Annotated in this window: 17 protein-coding genes; 12 read left to right on the plus strand and 5 right to left on the minus strand. The window is 68.7% G+C overall.

Annotated features, from left to right (window positions below):
- The coding region (locus tag BLR03_RS04565) for an AAA family ATPase (protein WP_139184462.1) at positions 1–1,170 on the plus strand (1,170 nt) is incomplete at its 5' end.
- Between the two features lie 129 nt (positions 1,171–1,299).
- On the opposite strand, the gene BLR03_RS04570 is transcribed toward BLR03_RS04565, so the two are convergent.
- Positions 1,300–1,746 carry a QcrA and Rieske domain-containing protein gene (locus BLR03_RS04570; protein WP_091250057.1) on the minus strand — a complete coding sequence of 149 codons (447 nt, stop codon included), beginning with the start codon at positions 1,744–1,746 and terminating at the stop codon, positions 1,300–1,302.
- Positions 1,747–1,904: 158 nt separating this feature from the next.
- On the opposite strand from BLR03_RS04570, the gene BLR03_RS04575 reads away from it, so the two are divergent.
- The 7 genes from BLR03_RS04575 (at position 1,905) to dhaM (ending at position 9,008) form a co-directional block, all read left to right on the plus strand.
- The gene (locus BLR03_RS04575; protein ID WP_175460411.1) at positions 1,905–4,016 is read left to right on the plus strand and encodes a S9 family peptidase; all 2,112 of its coding nucleotides are present in this window, start codon (positions 1,905–1,907) and stop codon (positions 4,014–4,016) included.
- Between the two features lie 59 nt (positions 4,017–4,075).
- The gene (locus BLR03_RS04580) at positions 4,076–4,585 is read left to right on the plus strand and encodes an amino-acid N-acetyltransferase (protein WP_091250062.1); all 510 of its coding nucleotides are present in this window, start codon (positions 4,076–4,078) and stop codon (positions 4,583–4,585) included.
- A gap of 105 nt (positions 4,586–4,690) precedes the next feature.
- On the plus strand, positions 4,691–6,106 hold the full coding sequence (locus BLR03_RS04585) for an FAD-binding oxidoreductase (RefSeq protein ID WP_091250065.1): 1,416 nt from the start codon (positions 4,691–4,693) through the stop codon (positions 6,104–6,106).
- Positions 6,107–6,175: 69 nt separating this feature from the next.
- On the plus strand, positions 6,176–6,547 hold the full coding sequence (locus tag BLR03_RS04590) for a hypothetical protein (RefSeq protein WP_139184463.1): 372 nt from the start codon (positions 6,176–6,178) through the stop codon (positions 6,545–6,547).
- 162 nt (positions 6,548–6,709) lie between these two features.
- Positions 6,710–7,711: a dihydroxyacetone kinase subunit DhaK gene (gene dhaK / locus BLR03_RS04595; RefSeq protein WP_091250071.1), complete on the plus strand. Its 1,002-nt coding sequence runs from the start codon at positions 6,710–6,712 to the stop codon at positions 7,709–7,711.
- A 2-nt stretch (positions 7,712–7,713) separates the two neighbouring features.
- Positions 7,714–8,340, plus strand: a complete 627-nt coding sequence (gene dhaL / locus BLR03_RS04600; protein ID WP_091250073.1) for a dihydroxyacetone kinase subunit DhaL — start codon at positions 7,714–7,716, stop codon at positions 8,338–8,340.
- Positions 8,337–9,008, plus strand: coding sequence for a dihydroxyacetone kinase phosphoryl donor subunit DhaM (gene dhaM, locus BLR03_RS04605; protein WP_091250075.1), 672 nt, complete (start codon positions 8,337–8,339; stop codon positions 9,006–9,008). Before dhaL ends, dhaM begins: the two co-directional genes overlap by 4 nt.
- A gap of 74 nt (positions 9,009–9,082) precedes the next feature.
- Here the strand turns inward: dhaM and BLR03_RS04610 are convergent, their stop codons facing one another.
- Both BLR03_RS04610 and BLR03_RS04615 read right to left on the minus strand, forming a co-directional pair.
- The gene (locus BLR03_RS04610; protein WP_091250078.1) at positions 9,083–9,580 is read right to left on the minus strand and encodes a hypothetical protein; all 498 of its coding nucleotides are present in this window, start codon (positions 9,578–9,580) and stop codon (positions 9,083–9,085) included.
- Positions 9,581–9,596: 16 nt separating this feature from the next.
- Positions 9,597–10,415 carry an HhH-GPD family protein gene (locus BLR03_RS04615; RefSeq protein ID WP_368086941.1) on the minus strand — a complete coding sequence of 273 codons (819 nt, stop codon included), beginning with the start codon at positions 10,413–10,415 and terminating at the stop codon, positions 9,597–9,599.
- Between the two features lie 323 nt (positions 10,416–10,738).
- Between BLR03_RS04615 and BLR03_RS04620 the strand changes: the two genes are divergently transcribed.
- Positions 10,739–11,476, plus strand: a complete 738-nt coding sequence (locus BLR03_RS04620) for a hypothetical protein (RefSeq protein WP_175460412.1) — start codon at positions 10,739–10,741, stop codon at positions 11,474–11,476.
- Between the two features lie 167 nt (positions 11,477–11,643).
- Here BLR03_RS04620 and disA read toward each other — a convergent pair whose 3' ends face one another.
- Positions 11,644–12,720, minus strand: a complete 1,077-nt coding sequence (gene disA, locus BLR03_RS04625) for a DNA integrity scanning diadenylate cyclase DisA (RefSeq protein ID WP_091250080.1) — start codon at positions 12,718–12,720, stop codon at positions 11,644–11,646.
- Positions 12,721–13,098: 378 nt separating this feature from the next.
- Here disA and BLR03_RS04630 point away from each other — a divergent pair, with 378 nt between their 5' ends.
- A complete protein-coding gene (locus BLR03_RS04630) occupies positions 13,099–14,712 on the plus strand; it encodes a peptide chain release factor 3 (RefSeq protein WP_091250082.1) in 1,614 nt (537 codons plus the stop codon).
- Positions 14,713–14,892: 180 nt separating this feature from the next.
- Positions 14,893–16,266 (plus strand): protein kinase domain-containing protein, encoded by a 1,374-nt coding sequence (locus BLR03_RS04635; RefSeq protein ID WP_091250084.1) that lies wholly within the window; start codon positions 14,893–14,895, stop codon positions 16,264–16,266.
- 17 nt (positions 16,267–16,283) lie between these two features.
- Here BLR03_RS04635 and BLR03_RS04640 read toward each other — a convergent pair whose 3' ends face one another.
- On the minus strand, positions 16,284–17,492 hold the full coding sequence (locus BLR03_RS04640) for a PucR family transcriptional regulator (protein WP_091250086.1): 1,209 nt from the start codon (positions 17,490–17,492) through the stop codon (positions 16,284–16,286).
- Positions 17,493–17,589: 97 nt separating this feature from the next.
- Between BLR03_RS04640 and BLR03_RS04645 the strand changes: the two genes are divergently transcribed.
- Positions 17,590–18,672 carry a ferredoxin reductase gene (locus BLR03_RS04645; RefSeq protein WP_091250089.1) on the plus strand — a complete coding sequence of 361 codons (1,083 nt, stop codon included), beginning with the start codon at positions 17,590–17,592 and terminating at the stop codon, positions 18,670–18,672.

The following is an 18,672-nucleotide window of genomic DNA, read 5'->3' on the forward strand; positions in this document are numbered from 1 at the left end:
GACTTCGAAGGTGCCGCGTCGCTGCGTGACAAGGAGCAGAAGCTCATTGCCGAACGCGCCGAGAAGGAACGCCAGTGGAAGACCGGCGGCATGGACGACATCTCCGAGGTTGATGAGGATCTCATCGCCGAGGTGCTGGCGAATTCCACCGGCATCCCGGTCTTCAAGCTGACCGAGGAGGAGTCCTCGCGCCTGCTGAAGATGGAAGACGAGCTGCACAAGCGTGTGGTCGGCCAGGACGAGGCCATCAGGGCCCTGTCCCAGGCGATCCGGCGCACCCGTGCAGGCCTGAAGGACCCCAAGCGTCCGGGCGGTTCGTTCATCTTCGCCGGCCCCACCGGCGTCGGCAAGACCGAGCTCGCCAAGGCTCTCGCGGAGTTCCTGTTCGGCGAGGAAGACGCCCTGATCACGCTGGACATGTCCGAATACTCGGAGAAGCACACTGTGTCGCGGCTCTTCGGTGCCCCTCCGGGCTACGTGGGCTACGAAGAGGGCGGGCAGCTGACCGAGAAGGTCCGCCGTCGTCCGTTCTCCGTGGTCCTGTTCGACGAAGTGGAGAAGGCTCACGCCGATCTCTTCAACTCGCTGCTGCAGATCCTGGAAGACGGCCGCCTGACCGACTCGCAGGGCCGCGTGGTGGACTTCAAGAACACCGTGATCATCATGACCACGAACCTCGGCACCCGGGACATCTCCAAGAGCGTTGCCACCGGCTTCCAGTCGGGCACGGACACGCAGACCGGCTACAACCGGATGCGCGCCCGCGTCACCGAAGAGCTCAAGCAGCACTTCCGCCCCGAGTTCCTCAACCGTGTTGACGACGTTGTGGTCTTCCCGCAGCTGACCCAGGACGAGATCATCGAAATCGTGGACATGTTCGTGGCCCGGCTCGAGAAGCGCCTCAAGGACAAGGACATGGGCATCGAGCTCACGCCCGCGGCCAAGGTCCTGCTCGCGACCCGCGGCTACGATCCCGCGATGGGTGCCCGGCCGCTGCGCCGCACCATCCAGCGCGAGATCGAGGACCAGCTCTCCGAGAAGATCCTCTTCGGCGAGCTGCACTCCGGAGACATCGTGGTGGTGGATGTCGAAGGCGAGGGCGACGACGCGAAGTTCACGTTCGCGGGCAATGCCAAGCCGCGCATCCCGGAGATCGCTCCGAGCGTCTAGGCAGTAGTTCCAAAGGCGCGATAATTCAACGCCACACAGCAAGAGGCCCCGTCCGCTCCCGAAAGGGAGGGGCGGGGCCTCTTGCTGTGTGGCGCCCAGCGGGCGCCAACTGGCGTCCGGCGGCGTCCGTCAGGCGGTGACGGTGATCCAGTCCCCGTCGATGGCGGCGGTCAGGGGCGCGAGGGGGCTGCGCGCCGGACCCGTTATGACACTTCCGTCCGCGCCCTTGAAGGCGGAGCCGTGGCACGGGCATTCGAAATTCTGGCCGGACGGGGCCACCGGGCAGCCGGCGTGGGTGCACGTCGCATCATAGGCCAGGACCTTCTGGTCCGCGGGCCGGAAAATGACCACGGTCTTTCCGTTGGCGGTCCCGGTGGCAGTGGCGCCCACTTTAACCTCGCTGAGCTTGCCGACCCGGACAGGCGTGCCCGCAGGCGCCGATGCATCGGCGGCCGTCGAAGGGGCCGCGCTGTCCGAGGGTTGGGCGGCGCACGCGGAAAGGGCCAGACCGCCACCAACCGTGGCGGCCGCACCGAGCAGCATTGAGCGTCTGGGCAGGGACTTTTCAGGGTTCATGGACCCATCATGCCAAGTCACCCTGAAAGGACGCTGCGATTCCGGCGGCAGGCCGACCCGGCCGGCGTGTCCCGGAAGGACCCGGGCACTCTGAAGCGGCCGGTTCACTCTCAGTGAACTTTTTGTGATCGACGCCACAGGAGGTGTTGAATCGGTGCATGGCTGCCAAGGACTCAGTGACCCTGAGCGAACAACCCGAGACCCCTTTCCATGACCTGGACCATTACCTCGCAATTCCCCGAGTGAGCGGTCTGGCGCTGAGCCCCGACGGAGGGCGGCTGGTTACCACCGTGGCCACGCTTAACGCCAAGGGCACCGAATACTGCACCGCGCTGTGGGAAGTTGATCCGAACGGGGCCAGTCAGGCCCGCCGGATCACGCGCAGCGCCAAGGGGGAAGCGGGCGCGGTGTTTACAGCCAACGGGGACCTCTACTTCACCTCCGCCCGTCCCGATCCGGAGAGCCCCGAGGCCGACCCCGTCAATGCCCTCTGGATGCTCCCGTCCGGCGGCGGCGAAGCCCGGGTGGCCTTTTCCCGTGCCGGCGGGATCACCGGCGTCCTGGCAGCTGCGGATGCGGACACCTTGGCGGTCGCGGCCCCGGTCCTCGCCGGCGCCACCGACGAGGACGACGACGAGGAGCGCCGGAAGGCCCGCAAGGACAACAAAGTCGCGGCGATCCTGCACAGCGGCTACCCCGTCCGCTACTGGGACGCCGACCTCGGCCCGGCGCAGCCGCGGCTGTTCGCCGTCGAGCCCGGAGAGCCACTGGAGACCGGAAAACCGGCGACGGTCGACGCCGCGCCGCCGCTGAAGCTCCGCAACCTGACGCCCGACGCCGGCAACAGGCTCAGGGACGCCCAGACAGTGATCAGCCCGGACGGCAGGACCATTTACTGCAGCTTCACGAAGCCCCTTGCGAACGCCGATTCGCGCTCCGTGCTGGTGGCCATCGACGTCGCCACCGGCACCCGGACGATGCTGCTGGACACGGACGGGATGCACTATTACCCGGGACCTGTCAGCCCGGACAACCGGAACCTCGTGGTGGTCAGTGAAAGCGATACCACCCCGTTTGCGGCCCCGCAGATCAAGCTCCACCTGCTCGACGTCACTGCCCCGGCAGGCGGGGGCGCGCTGACGCCCCTTGCCCACGACTGGGACCGCTGGGCCCGCCCCGCCGCCTGGCTGCCGGACGGCTCGGCCCTGCTGGTCACCGCGGACGAGGACGGCGCCGCGCCGGTCTTCCGGATCCCGGTCGCAGGGGCACCCGGCCAGGTGTCCCGCCTGACAGCCGACGACGCCGCGTACACCGACGTCGTGGCAGCACCGGACGGGCGCGGCGCCTACGCCCTGCGCAGCTCCTACGAATTTCCCGCCGAACCCGTGCGGATCGACCTCGCCTCCGGCGGCGTCGTCCGTTTGCCGGCACCGGCCGAGCGTCCGAAGTACAAGGGGACGCTCGAACGCGTGGAGGCGACGACGGCCGACGGCGCCCGGGTGCCCGCGTACCTGGCCCTTCCGGACGGCGCGTCCGCCGCGAACCCGGCCCCGCTGCTGCTCTGGATCCACGGCGGGCCGCTGGGATCCTGGAACGCCTGGACCTGGCGCTGGAACCCATGGCTGCTGGTGGCCCGCGGCTACGCGGTGCTGCTGCCGGACCCTGCCCTCTCCACCGGCTACGGCCAGGACCACATCCAGCGCGGCTGGGGCGAATGGGGCAAGGCGCCGTACACGGACCTGATGGCCGTGACCGACGCCGTCGTGCAGCGCCCCGACATCGACCAGGAGCGCACGGCCGCCATGGGCGGATCCTTCGGCGGCTACATGGCCAACTGGGTAGCCGGGCACACGGACCGCTTCAAGGCAATCATCACGCACGCCAGCCTCTGGGCCCTGGACCAGTTCGGTCCCACCACGGACGCCGCGCAGTACTGGCTCAAGGAAATGACGGCCGAGATGGCGATGGAGAACTCCCCGCATCTGCACGTCGACAACATCCGGACTCCCATGCTGGTCATCCACGGCGACAAGGACTACCGCGTGCCGATCGGCGAGGGGCTCCGGCTCTGGTACGAACTGCTGGCCAAGTCACAGCTCGCGGCCGACGCGAACGGCGAAACCGACCACCGCTTCCTGTACTTCCCGGACGAGAACCACTGGATCCTGCAGCCGCAGCACGCCAAGGTCTGGTACGGCGTAGTGGAGCACTTCCTCGCCCGGCACCTGCTGGACAAGGACCTCCCCGTCCCTGACGAACTGGGTCTCTGACGCCGCGGACCCGCGGGCCGGCCGCGGGCCGACCCCCGGGGCACCCGTAAGATTGGGCTGTGACTGAGACGATCCGTATCCGCCCTGCCCGCACCGGCGACGTTGCCGCCATCAAGACCTTGGTTGCGCCGCTGGCCGAGCAGCGGATCCTCATGGCCAAGGAAACCGTGGCCTACTACGAAAGCCTGCAGGAATTCCGGATTGCCGAATCGGACGACGGCGAGGTGATCGGCTGCGGGGCGCTGCACGTCATGTGGGAGGACCTCGCCGAGGTGCGCACCCTCGCGGCCTCCGATGCCTGGCGCGGCAAGGGCGTTGGGCACGCGCTCGTGGAGCGCCTGCTGGACGACGCCCGGGACCTGGGCGTGTCGCGCGTCTTCTGCCTGACGTTCGAAGTGGATTTCTTCAAGAAGCACGGCTTTGAAGTCATGGCTGACCAGACCGCCGTCGACCCTGTGGTGTATTCCGAGCTCCTGCGCTCCCATGACGAAGGCGTCGCCGAGTTCCTGGACCTCGCGCGGGTGAAGCCGAACACCCTGGGCAACACCCGAATGATCAAGGAGCTGTAGGGCGCGCCCAAAATGCCTGATTTATAGATCTTCCGATATATCCACTCGATCTATAAACTTCTAGGAGCTCGCTGGGGAGCGATTCCGCCTAGCTGAAAGTACCCCATGCGCCCTCACGCCTCTGCTCACGAAAAAACCTCCCTCCAGCTGCGCGTCCGCGGACTCGTCTACCTCCCCGGAGACTCCGCCTATGACCAGGAAGCCGCGGCCTTCAACCTCGCCACCCGCCACACCCCCGACCTGGTCCTTGCCGCTGCCGACGCCGACGACGTCGCAGCAGCCGTCCACTGGGCCGCCGAACGCGGCATGTCGATTTCGGTCCAGGCCACGGGGCACGGTGCTGCCAACGCCATCACGGACGGGCTCCTGGTCAGCACCCGCAGGCTCCTGGACCTCGACATCGACCCGGAAGAGCGCACGGCCCGGGTCGGCGCCGGCATCCGCTGGCGCGAGGTCGTGGCCGCCGCCGCACCCTACGGGCTGATGGGCCTGCACGGATCCGCCACCGACGTCGGCGTCGTGGGTTACACCGTGGGCGGAGGGCTGCCGCTGCTCGGCCGAAAGTACGGCTTCGCGTCAGACCATGTGCTGGCCATTGAGGTCGTGACGCCCGACGGCGTCCAGCACCGCGTGGACCAGCACAACAACCCCCGGCTGTTTGCGCTCCTGCGCGGCGGCAAAGGCAACTTCGGCATCGTCACCGCCATGGAGTTCAGGCTCTTCCCGGCCGGCGAGCTCTACGCGGGCGGGATCTTCTATCCCGGGGAACGGGCCCGGGAAGTCCTCACGGCCTTCCGTGAATGGGCGCCGGCGCTTCCTACAGACGCCTCGGCTTCGCTCGCTTTCCTGCGGCTGCCCGAACTCGAGGACATCCCGGAGTTGCTGCGTGGGCGCTTCGTGATGCACCTCCGGTTCGCGTGGCAAGGGACTGCCGCTGAGGGCCAACGCCTCCTTGACCCGATGCGCGGCGTGGCCCCCGTCCTGGCCGACCTCACCGGTCCACTGCCATTCACGCAGGTCGATGCGGTGCACCTGGATCCGGAGAATCCCGTCCCGGTGCGCGAAGGCGGCATGCTGCTAAATGAACTGGACGAGGCACTCGCGGAGGCCCTCCTGGAAGTCGCCGGCCCGGACAGCAACGCACCCCTCCTCCTGGCTGAGGTCCGGCTGATGGGCGGAGCCCTCGCAGCCCCGGCGGCGCCTTCGAGCCACGACGACCACGTGGCCGGGCGGGACGCCGCGTGGTCGTTCTTCGCGGTGGGCGTCATGATGCCGGAGAGCGCCGACCTTGTCCCGGCAGCCATCGCGGCCGCCCGCCGGACGCTGGCACCGTTTGGAACCGGTGGCACCGCCGTGAACATGCACGGCCACGTCGAATCCGCCGCCGAGGCCGCCAAGGCCTGGCCGGAAGGCTCCCGCCGCCGGCTCAGCGAAGCCAAAGCAGAATTGGATCCGCAGAACCTGTTCCGGCATGGCCACGCGATTGTCCCGGCAGTTCCGGGGCCGGCCCCGGCGTTCTAGGGCCGGCGGCGGCCAGCCGTCGCACCCCGCCGAACCCCGCAGTGCCGGGGCTTCCATTCAATAAATTTGGTGGATAAACTGATGCCGGCCCAGGGGGTGGGCCGCCATACTTCCGGAGGCAAAAAATTGCATAACGACGTGATTTTTCCCGATTTCTCCGCTTCGCCCAGCAAAAATATGAGCAGGACAGCCGCCAGCGCCCCGGCAGCGCCGCCGGTCCAGAGGCTCGATACGCCGGACCAGCCGTCGCCGGAACGTGCGAATCAGTTGTCGGCCGATGCCGATGCACCCGCAGGCGGACAAACGGCCGGCCCGGGATCCGCGTCCGGGCCGCCGGCCGCGCCCCGCACCCGCAAGGGCCGACTCGCCGCGCCGCCGTTTTCCTGGCTGGGCGGCGATGCCTGGCCGCACTTTCCGGCGTGGGCCGACACGCAAGTCTGAATCGTCGTCGGAGCCAAGAGCCCGCCGCGGAACCATCCCGCCGGTACGGGCGCTCGCAGCCCCGGCAGGAAGCCTCACAAGGGAAACGGGAGCCTACCGCCGGCCGTGCCCCGGTAGTAGGGTCTAAGCAAGCAGCCAGGACACCATCCAGGGAGCACCGCCATGAAGAAACTCATCAATGATCCCAAAGCCGTGGTCGACGAGTCAGTGGAAGGGTTCGGGCTTGCACATGCCGACCTCGTGACCGTTTTTGCCGACCCTAAGTACATCGTGCGCAAGGACGCGCCGGTGGCCGGGAAAGTCGGACTCGTCTCCGGCGGCGGCAGCGGTCACGAGCCGTTGCACGGCGGCTATGTGGGAATGGGCATGCTCGACGCCGCCGTTCCCGGCGCCGTCTTCACTTCGCCCACACCGGACCAGATCCTGCCGGCCACGCTGGCCGTGAATTCCGGCGCCGGCGTCGTGCATATCGTGAAGAACTACACCGGCGACGTCCTCAACTTCGAGACCGCCGCCGAACTCGCGCAGGCCGAAGGCGTCGAGGTCCGCACTGTCCTGGTCAACGACGACGTCGCCGTGCAGGACTCGTTGTACACCGCCGGCCGCCGCGGCGTCGGCGGCACGGTCCTGGTCGAGAAGATCGCCGGCGCCGCCGCCGAGCGCGGCGACAACCTGGACGCCGTCGCCGCCATCGGTGACCGCGTCAACCAGAACGTGCGCAGCATGGGCGTGGCATTGTCCGCCTGCACCGTTCCGCACGCGGGCGTTCCCAGTTTCGAGCTCGAGGAAAACGAGATCGAGATCGGGATCGGCATCCACGGCGAGCCGGGACGGCACAAGATCCCCATGGAAAACGCCGACGGCATCACCGACCGGCTTCTGGACCCCGTGGTCAGCGACCTCGGACTGAGCTCCGGGGACAAGGTGCTTCTGTTCGTCAACGGCATGGGCGGCACCCCGGCGAGCGAGCTGTACATCGTTTACCGCCGGGCCGCGCAGAGGCTGGCGGAGCAGGGCGTCACCGTGGCCCGCTCGCTCGTGGGCAACTACATCACCTCCCTTGAGATGCAGGGCTGCTCCATCACAGTCCTGCGCCTCGATGACGACATGACGTCGCTCTGGGACGCTCCCGTGCACACCGCGGCCCTCCGCTGGGGCGTCTGACCGTGGGGCTGGACGTCGGCTGGGCCGTTCGCTGGCTGACCCTGTCAGCGCAGGCCATGGCGGAGCACCGGGTTGAGCTGATCGAGCTGGACCGGCCGATCGGGGACTCGGACCACGGCGAGAACATGGACCGCGGCTTCAAAGCCGTAATGGTCAAACTCGCCGAGGCGCCGCCGGAAACCCCGGGCGCGGCCCTGAAACTGACCGCCATGACGCTGATGTCCAAGGTCGGCGGGGCCGCCGGCCCGCTGTACGGCACGGCGTTCCTGCGGGCCGCCACCGCGCTGGGAGACACTTCCGACGTCGACGCCGCCACCCTGGCCACGGCCCTGCAGGCCGCCCGCGACGGAATCGTCGCCCGCGGAAAGGCAGAGTCCGGGGACAAGACCATGGTGGACGCGTGGACTCCCGCGATCGAGGCGGCCGCTGCCGCGGCAGGGGACGGCGACGTCCGGAAAGTCCTCGTGTCCGCGGCGGAGGCGGCGGAGGCAGGGGCCGTTTCCACGGATCCGATGCTCGCCCGCAAGGGCCGTGCCAGCTACCTGGGGGAGCGCAGCATCGGCCACCGCGACCCCGGAGCGGTCTCCAGCGCACTGATCCTGCGCGCCGCGGCCGGAGCAGCCGAATGACAGTCCGGCTTGTCGTCGTCTCGCACAGTGCAAAAATCGCGGACGGCGCCGCCGAACTCGCCGCGCAAATGGCGCCCGACGTCCTCATCCTTTCCGCCGGAGGCACTGACGACGGCCGGATCGGCACGAGCCTGGAGAAGGTCATGGCGGCCCTCGAAAAGGCCGCCGGTGACGGCGTCGTGGTGCTCACCGACCTCGGATCCGCCGTGATGACGGCCGAGTCCGCAGCGGAGTTCGCGGCGGATCCGGAATCCGTGCTGCTTGCGGACGCACCCCTGGTGGAAGGACTCGTGGCCGCTGCTGTGGCGGCACAGACGGGGGCCGACGCAGCGGCGGTGAAGGACGCCGCCGAAGCCGTCTACCGGCCCCCGATCCACCCCGCGGAGGCCGAACACGTGCACCAGCAGCCGCCGGACGCCACGGGGGACTTCGAGCTCGTCAACCAGGCCGGCATGCATGCCCGGCCGGCAGCCAAAATCGCCGGGGGACTGTCCGCCATGGACGCCGACGTCACCGTCAACGGGGCGGATGGCGCCTCCATGACGGAGCTCATGATGCTTGCCGCCGGCAAGGGAACCGTCCTGCATGTGGAGGCCAGCGGCCCGGACGCCGCCAAAGCAGTGGGCTATCTGGAACGCCTGGTCAGCTCGGGGTTCGGCGAGCCCTAGTCTTGTCCTGCCGGCCGTAGCCCGGGCGCGGAGAGGCGTCCGGGCCGGGCCCCTCGGAGTCCGGGGAATATGAGCTAGGGGGACGGCCGAAGGCCGGCCGCGTCGAGCACCACGTGGGCCGTGATGAAGCTTCCGCAGTGCTCTCCAAACGGATGCGCCACGCGGGGCGTGAAAGCCGCGTTCCGTGCCGGCAACGGGTCCCCGCTGATGGACGTGCCCGTGGCCGTCACCTCGATCCGGTTGGCGGTCAACGTCTCCATCATCAGTATCCCGGTCAGGGTTCCGTCGGGGGAGGACGTGGCCGAACAGACGCCGTCGCTGCCCGACGGGCCCGGTTTGCAGCCCTGGTCCACGGCGACGCTCCCCGGAGCCAGTTCCAGGTCCGCTTCCTTGCAGCGGCCGTCCTGGCAGGCCAGCAGGTGGATAGTCTTCACGGACGGGGCGTACTCCCGGTCCACGGTCAAGGACACCACCGGCGCCTGCGCGATCGCCGGACAAACGGCCTCCGGCCGGCACGAGGTGACCAGGACGGCGGTGAGGGCCAGAGCGGCCACGGCCGCCAGCTTGCGCATGCTCCAGCGTAGATCCTCAGCCAGGGAGCCGGAAGCCGCCCTGGTGCAGTTCCGCGAGCCCGTCGCCCAGCAGGCCGGCCAGCGCGCGTTCCAGCTGTTCGGGAGCCGCATTGAGCCGGTGGAGGGCCGCGAGGGGAATCCCGATTCCATGCGGTTCGAAGCCCAGGTCCGCCGGGGCCTGATGGAACAGTTCCGGCGCCACGGGGTCCTCGGCCACCCGCAGGACAGCCATCACAGCGCCGCGCACCTGCCGGTCCGTTCCATGCCATGACTGGCCCTTTGGCGTGTACGTCGGCGGCGGCTCGCCGGCGGCAAGCCAGGCGCAGGAGTCACGGACCGGGCACTGCCCGCACTTGGGGGCCCGGGCGGTGCAGACCATCGCGCCGAGTTCCATCACTGAGGCGTTCCAGCGCACAGAGGCGGCCGGGTCGTCCGGCAGCAGCGATGCCGCCAGCCGCATTTCGGCTGCGGTCAGGGCCTGCGACGGCAGTGCCGAGCCCGAGACCAGGCGTGCGTGGACCCGGCGGATGTTGGTGTCCACCACCGTCTCTCGGCGGCCAAAGGCGAAGGCGGCAACAGCGGCTGCTGTGTAGCTGCCCACGCCCGGGAGTTCCAGGAGTTCGGTGTAGGCGCCGGGGACCGCCCCTCCGTGGCTGTCCCTGATGGCGACGGCGGCCGCGTGCAGGCGCAGCGCGCGCCGCGGATACCCCAGCCGGCCCCAGGACCGTACGGCTTCTCCCGCGGGTTCCGCGGCGAGGGCGGACGGCTCCGGCCAGCGGCGCAGCCACTGCTCCCAGACCGGCAGGACCCGGACCACGGGCGTCTGCTGGAGCATGACCTCGCTGACCAGGACGCCCCAGGGCGTGCACTCCGCCGCCCGCCACGGCAGCTCCCTGGCGTTGGACGCGAACCATTCATCCAGCGCGGCGAGGAGGGCGGGCAGATCCGCGGCAACGGCAAGCCCTCCGGCGGCCAGCTCGCCGGAGGAAAGCGGACCGGCGGCCCGGGATCCGGGAGGCGCCACGGTGGCTACGGAAGGGGTCTGGGTTAGAGTTTCGATCCATTCAGCGTAATAGATCCGGCGAACCGATCCGGACGGCTGCGGGTCCCGCGGCGTGGTCGGACGCCATAGCCCGCACGGTTCTCTAGGCTAGAAGCATGGTCAGGCAAGGCAGTTCAGCAAAGGGTGGTTCACGGCCGAAAGGACCCGGCGGAGGCCAATCCGCCGGAAGGCCCGGGCGGCGTCCGCTCAGCCCGGTCTACCGCCGACGCCGGCTGTTTGCGGGCGTTGTCCTGCTAATCGTCCTCGCCGTCGCCTTCGGCGGCTTCGCCGCCGTCTCGAACGCCCTGGGTGGAGGGCAGCCTTCCGGAGCGGGAACGGCGCCGTCGGGCCAGCCGTCCGCGGCAAGTGCCGCGCCGTCGAACCAGCCAACAGCCTCTGCGTCGGGGAGTCCTGGGGCGTCGGAGGACCCGTCGGCCACTCCTACCCCCACAACATCCGGCGATGGCTGCGAGCAGAATCTGCTGATCGTCACGGCCGCCACCGACCAGCAGGTCTATGCCGCGGGGGAGAAGCCGCTGCTAACCCTGAAAGTGACCAATAACAACAAGGTGCCGTGCGCGGTCAACATCGGGACGTCGCAGATGGAATACATGATCACCAGCGGCTCGGACCGGATCTTCTCATCCAAGGATTGCCAGGCGGAGAGCACTGACCTGATGAAAACCATCGCGCCGGGCAAGAGCGAGACCGCGAACTTCCCGTGGCAGCGCAACCGCACGGTGCAGGGCTGCGAACCCGTCGCCGCCAAGCCCGGAGCCGGCGGCGCCTACTACGTCTTCACGGCCCGGCTGGCGAACAAGACCAGCGACAAGGCCGTATTCCAGCTCAACTAGTTCCCGTCGAAGAAACCCCACATCGACTGCTCCCCACCGGCCCCTCGCCTCGCAAGCTCGGCCAGGGAACCCTGCCGGCGTGGGCCCAGGTGCCGTTTTGGGCGCCCGAAAGGGCCGGTACGGAGTAATTGAGGCGTGTTGGAGGGGTGTTGGAGAGTTGAGGCGGGCTAGAGGAAGCGGTCCAGCAGGCTGGCCTCGGCCATGCGGCTCAAGCCCTCCCGCACGGTCCTGGCCCGCTGGTCGCCGATCCCGTCCACGGTCATGAGGTCATCGATCGTTGCCGCCATCAGGAACTGCAGGCCGCCAAAGTGGTCCACCAGGCGGTCGGCGACAGCCTTCGGCACGGCCTTGAGGCCGGAGAGCAGGCGGTAGCCGCGCGGCTGCACGACGGCGTCGAGGTTCGCCTCGCCGCCGGCGAAGCCGACGATCCCGGCGATCTTGCCCAGATCGATCAGCTCGGTGGGGCCCAGGCTCACGAGGGCCTTGACCGCCTTCTCAATGTCCTCCGCGGTGGCCGCCGGGCCGGAGTAGTCGCGGATGATCACGTCGCTGCCCGGGCCCCGTCCCACGGTGAGCTCGTCGAGCTGCAGCGAGAGCAGGCGGCCGTCCTCGCCCAGTTCGAGGACGTACTGGGAGATTTCCTCGGAGATCCTGCGCACCATTTCCTGGCGCTGCAGCGTGACCGCGACGTCGCGGACCGTCACCATGGCCTCGATTTCCAGGGCGGAGAGCGAGCTGGTCACCTGGTCCAGGCGCGAGCGGTAGCGTTCCAGGGTTGCCAGGGCCTGGTTGGCGCGGGCCAGGACCTTCTCCGAGCCCTCCAGGACATGCCGCAGACCGTTCACGTACAGTGCGATGATCTGCATCGACTGGCTGACCGAAATGACCGGGACGCCCGTCTGGATGGCCACCCGCTCCGCGGTCCGGTGCCGGGTGCCCGATTCCTGGGTTTCGATGCTCGAGTCCGGAACGAGCTGGACCGCCGCCCGCAGGATATTGCTGGCATCTTTGTCGCAGACAATGGCGCCGTCCATTTTGGCCAGTTCGCGCAGCCGCGTGGGGGAGAAATCGATGCCGATCTCGAAGCCGCCCGAGCAGATGGACTCGATGGTCCTGTCGATGCCGAGCACGATCAGCGCGCCGGTGCGTCCGCGGAGAATGCGTTCCAGACCGTCTCGCAGGGCGGTGCCCGGTGCCACTCTGGCCAGAGTCGCCTTGAGCGAATCTTCAGGGCTCCGAGCCATAGATTTCCCTTCAAAGGTGCGGGCACTGGCCCGCAGGTACGCCGGTTTCCAGGGTCCACCGGCAGGATCAAAAGTACTCAGTTCCCCGCTCTCCCCATGATAGGGGTAAAGCAGGGGCACTTCCGCACAGGCAAGCCTTAAAGTGGTCCATTGCGACGTGCCGCGGGAAGCCCCCCGAATGGCTGTCGCGGGTCCCGTCGGCGGCGGCACTTTGGTGCCGCCGGGCGGCCGCCGCGCGTGGTGCCCTGCGCGGTGTTGGCACAGGTGTTTGGACGCCACTTCGTGCGGGGTCGGCGGCCTGCGATAAACTTGGATCCTTGGGTGTACCGCGGGCTCTCCGCGCCGTGACCCGTCCACAGCCGCAGCGAAAGTAGCATCGTGTCTCAAGAAGTCCTCAGCCCCGCCCGAGTCCAGGAGATTCACAAGCAGGCGGCCCGGCGCCGGACTTTCGCGGTCATTTCGCACCCCGACGCCGGCAAATCCACCCTCACGGAGGCCCTCGCGCTGCACGCCAAGGTGATCGGCACGGCCGGCGCCTCCAGCGGCAAGGCCAACCGCAAGGAGACGGTCTCGGACTGGATGCAGATGGAAAAGGACCGCGGCATCTCCATCAGCTCGGCTGCGCTGCAGTTCGCCTACCGTGACACCGTCATCAACCTTCTGGACACCCCCGGCCACGCCGATTTCTCGGAAGACACCTACCGCGTGCTGGCAGCCGTGGACTGCGCCGTCATGCTGGTCGACGCCGCGAAGGGCCTGGAAACCCAGACCATGAAGCTCTTCGAGGTCTGCAAGCAGCGGAACCTGCCCATCATCACCGTCATCAACAAGTGGGACCGGCCGGGCCTGGACGCACTGGCCCTCATGGACGAGATCACCGAGCGCACCGGGCTGCAGCCGATGCCGCTGACCTGGGCCGTGGGCATCTCCGGGGACTTCCGCGGCGTGTGGGACCTGCGCAACGACCGTTTCGCCCAGTTCAAGCGCAACAACGCCGGTGCCAACATCGCCCTCACCGAGTACTTCACCCCCGACGAGGCCGCCGTCAGCCAGGGCGACGACTGGTCCAACGCGGTGGACGAGGCCGGACTGGTCATCGAATCCAACCTCGCGTTCGACGTCGAGGCCTTCCATGCCGGCAAAGCGACGCCGATCCTCTTCAGCTCTGCCGCCCTCAACTTCGGCGTGAAGGAAATCCTCGACGCCCTTGTCGACTTCGCCCCGCCGGCCGCGCCGCGGCCCGACGTCGACGGCGAGCCCCGCCCCGTCGATGCCCCCTTCGCCGGGTTCGTCTTCAAGGTCCAGGCCGGCATGAACAAGGCCCACCGCGACCACGTGGCCTTCATCCGCGTCTGCTCCGGCATGTTCGAGCGCGGCATGGTGGTCACCCAGGGCCGGACGGGAAAGTCCTTCGCCACCAAGTACGCCCAGCAGGTTTTCGGCCGCGAACGCGAGGTGATCGATGAAGCCTTCCCGGGCGACGTCGTGGGCCTCGTCAACGCCTCCTCCCTCCGCGTGGGGGACAGCCTGTTCCTGGACCAGCCCGTGGAGTTCCCCGCGATCCCGCTGTTCGCCCCGGAACACTTCCAGGTGGCGCGCTCCAAGGACCCCAGCCGGTTCAAGCAGTTCCGCCGCGGCATCGAACAGCTCGAGCACGAGGGCGTCATCCAGGTGCTCCGCTCCGACATCCGCGGTGACCAGGCACCCGTTCTGGCCGCCGTCGGACCGATGCAGTTCGAGGTGGTTGAAGACCGCATGGCGCACGACTTCAGCGCGCCCATGCGGCTGGAGCGGCTCCCGTATTCCCTGGCCCGGATTTCGACGGCGGATGCCATGCCTGCGCTGGCCAACGTGCCCGGCGCGGAGGTTCTCTTGCGGTCCGACGGGGAATACCTGGCACTGTTCAACGACGTCTGGGCCCTGCGCCGGATCGAAAAGAACCACCCGGACCTCACCCTGGTTCCGATCGGCACCCACAACCCCGCCAAATAGCGCAAGGCGCCGATGCCGGAAGATTCCCTGGAGAGTCTTCCGGAATCCGGTTTCCGCGTTATCATAAGTAACCTTGCTAATAAGGCGGGCGCCGGGCGAGTTTCCGGCTTTGGACTGATCCGCCCGATATTCACCGGCGGGCCCCATTAGAGGGACCACGTAAAACTTTTGACAATAACCATGGACCTCGGTTTCCTGCTTAGCGGGCGTTACCGGATTGAAGAACTCATTGGACGGGGCAGCCAATCGAGCGTGTACCGTGCCACGGACGAGGTCCTGGGTCGCGAAGTGGCGGTCAAACTCTTCCGCGACGGCGCCGTGTATGAAAGCGCAGTGGACGAGGAACGCATCCGCCGGCAAAACGACGAAGTGCGGATCCTCGCCGGGATGGCCCACCATGCCCTCGTGACGCTCTTCGATGCCGGGACGGATCTGAGCAACCCCGACCGCAGGCTCAGCTACCTCGCGATGGAACTCGTCCGCGGCCCCGACCTCCGCCGCCGCTCGGCCGAGGGGCCGCTGTCCGCAGCCCACATGGCGCTGATCGGACACGATCTCGCCGACGGACTGGCACACATCCACCACCACGGCATCATCCACCGGGACGTCAAACCGGCCAACATCCTCCTTGTGGACTACAGCGTGGAGGACCGGCGCCCGCGCGCCAAACTCAGCGACTTCGGAGTGGCGATCACCATCCGCGAAGGCCACCACGGAGACCCGGACGACAGCTCGGGCACCCCCGCCTACCTGAGCCCCGAACAGGCCGCCGGGGAACCGGCCGGCCCCGCCAGCGACGTCTATTCGCTGGGGCTGGTCCTGCTGGAAGGCCTGACCGGGAAGATGGCCTACCCCGGCGCGCCGGTCCAGTCCGCACTGGCCCGCCTACTCAACGACCCGGACATCCCCGAAGGGCTCGCGCCCATGTGGGTGGCCCTGCTGACCTCCATGCTGGACAGGGATCCGGCGGGCCGCCCGCCGGCCCGGGAAGTGTCCCTGGCCCTGCGGCAGGAAGTCATCAACGGTGCCGGGCGCCATCGCCGGGACGCGGCTCCTCTGCTGACCGATGAAGTCGGGCGCATGCAGGCGGTCGAGCGGTACCGGATCCTGGACACCCCGGCGGACGGCGCCTTCAACCGCATCGCGGCCCTCGCCGCACGCATGTTCTCGGTGCCCGTGGCGATTGTCAGCGTGGTGGACCACGACCGCATCTGGTTCAAGGCCCACCACGGCACGGACGTCAGCGAAATCGGCCGCGACCCCGGATTGTGCGCCTCCGCCGTCCTGCAGGGCGATGCCTGGATTGTCCAGGACGCCACCAGGGATCCGCGGACGCTGTCCAATCCGCTCGTGGCGGGCGATTTCGGCCTGCAGTTCTACGCCGGGGTGCCGCTGCGTACTCCGGACGGCTACAACCTGGGCACCTTCTGCATCCTGGACCGTGAGCCCCGCGAGTTCAGCGATGAGGACACGTCCGCGCTGGAGGACCTGGCGGCGCTCGTGATGCATGACCTGGAACTGCGGCTCCACAGCCGGCAGGCCCTCGCCGGATAACTCGCCGGGTAAGCGGCCTACCGCCGGCCGGCGTGCAGGGCCAGCTCAAGCTCGAAGCGCGCCGTCGGGTCCTCGAGGGCGTCGCCAAAGAGCTCGCGCAGCTGCGCCGCCCGGTAACCGACGGTCTGCGGATGGATCCCGAGTTCGGCGGCCACGGGGGCCCGCTGGCCCCAGTGGCGCAGCCAGGAGAGCAGGGTTTCGGCAAGCCGCTCCCGCTGCGCAGGCCGGAGTCCTTCCAGCGGTGCCAGACGGCGGTTGGCCAGCTCGGTAATCGCCGAGGGCTCCGCTCCGAGAACCACCTGCGCCAGGTGCTCGTCGGCCCAGATCGGTGGGTCCTCGGGCCCTTCGCGCGGAGGCAGCGCCGCGGCCGCCAGCACGGCCAGCCGCAGTGAATCCGGGACCCTTTCCCAGCCGCCGGACGGCCCCACGGAGGCTCCGCGCCCCTTCAGGGCGCGGTCCAGTTCCTCCCGGGCGGACTGCGACTTCCGCGCCGGCACCAGGGCCACGACGTCGGTCTCGCGTTCAATCACCAGGGCTCCGGGACCGAGCCGCAGCCGCAGCCCGGCTGCCCGGTCCAGCGGAAGGGTGACCACCGCCATGCGCTGGGGCAGGGACCAGTCCGCCATCGCCGCCGTCTGGCGCAGGGCCGCCTCGTCGGCCTGGCCGAGCAGAAGCAGGTCCAGCAGTTCGGTGCGCCGACGGTCCACCGCTCCGGCGCGTTCGGACTGTTCGAAAGCGTAGGCCTCGGCGCTCACGGCCGAGAGCTCGTCGATGTAAGCGAGGATCGATTCCCCCAGGTCCACCACGACGCCCTGGCCCAGATGGTGTTCTACCGAGACCCGGGACATTTCCCGGAAGGTCACGCGGGCACCCATGCGGTAGGCGCTCAGCAGGGCGTCCATGCTCCGCCCCTGCCGGAATTCCCCGCTGCCCAGCCCGGCCACCAGATCCCGGCTTTCCTGGGACAGCGCCGGCAGCCGGGTCCCGGGCAGCTGCAGGAACCGGTCCAGCGCCGCGGCCACGCCCCTCCTCAGGCCGCGGCCGAAGCGCCCCTCAATCGGCCTGGCATACGCCGGAACAAGCTGCGGGACGGCCTCGATGATGGCCTCGACGATGCCGGGCATCCTGGGCCGCAGCATGTCGCTGACCTCCCGGGGCAGCGCCAGCCACGGCGGATCGTAGGCGGGGGCGGAGCCGGCGGGCTCCCGGGCAGGGGAGGCATTCATAGACAATCCAACGAGTTGTTGCGGCGGGATAGTTTTCTACAGTCGATCGTATGCCTTGGGTGAAGAAGTATGGCGCAAACTGACATATGCTTAATGAATGATCCGGCTCCGTAAGCTGGCGCGCGCCGCATCTCTACTGACCACCCCCCTAGCTCCAGAAGACATTCTGTCGCTGTTCAACCCCGTGTTCTCCGCACGCCAATTGCGTGGCGTAGTCACCCGGGTGGTTCCAGAAACGGCCGATTCCGCCACCATTTTCTTCCACCCCGGCCGCGGCTGGCAAGCGCACCTCGCCGGCCAGTGGGCCCGTATCGGCGTCGAGCTCGACGGCGTCCGCCACTGGCGGTCCTATTCGCTCAGCGCCCCCGCGGGGCAGGATCCGGCCATCACGGTTACCGACATGGGAGCCGTTTCCGGCGCTCTTGTCCGCGGCACCAAGCCCGGCGACATCCTGTTCCTGGCGCCTCCGCAGGGCGACTTTGTCCTGCCGGAACACCCGCGCCCGCTGCTCATGCTCACCGCGGGCAGCGGCATCACCCCCGTGATGTCGATGATCCGCACCCTCGTGCCGCACCGTCCCGACTCCGACGTCGTCCTCATCCACACGGCCCGCACCGCCGCGGATGCCATCTTCCGTGAGGAACTCGCCGAGCTCGCAGACCAGTTCCCCAACTTCCGCGTCACGCACTGGTTCACCGGGGACCGCGGACGGCTGGACTTCACCTCCGCTGCCGACCTGGACCGGTTGTGCCCGGACTGGCGCCAGCGCGCCGCCTACGCGTGCGGTCCGGAGGACTTCCTCAACGACACCGAGGCGCTCTGGGAGGCCGAAGCCGGGGACGCCGCGCCGGCCGCGGCAGTCCGGCCGGGCACCCTGACCATCGAACGCTTCACCACCAGCCTCGCCGCCGGTGCCGGGCACGACGGCGGCCTGGTCACCTTCGAGGCCTCCGACCGCGAGGTCGAGGCCGACGGCGACACCCCGCTGCTTGATGTCGGCGAGGACGCCGGAGTCCTGATGCCCAGCGGCTGCCGCATGGGCATCTGCCACAGCTGCCTCATCCCGCTGCGGGCCGGCCACGTCCGCGACCTTCGCACAGGCGAAGTGCACGGCGAACCGGGCCAACTAATCCAGACGTGCGTGTCGGCAGCCGCCGGCCCCGTTAACCTCGACCTCTGA

This window comes from Arthrobacter sp. ok909, from assembly GCF_900104405.1.
GTDB classification, from domain to species: Bacteria; Actinomycetota; Actinomycetes; order Actinomycetales; family Micrococcaceae; genus Arthrobacter; species Arthrobacter humicola.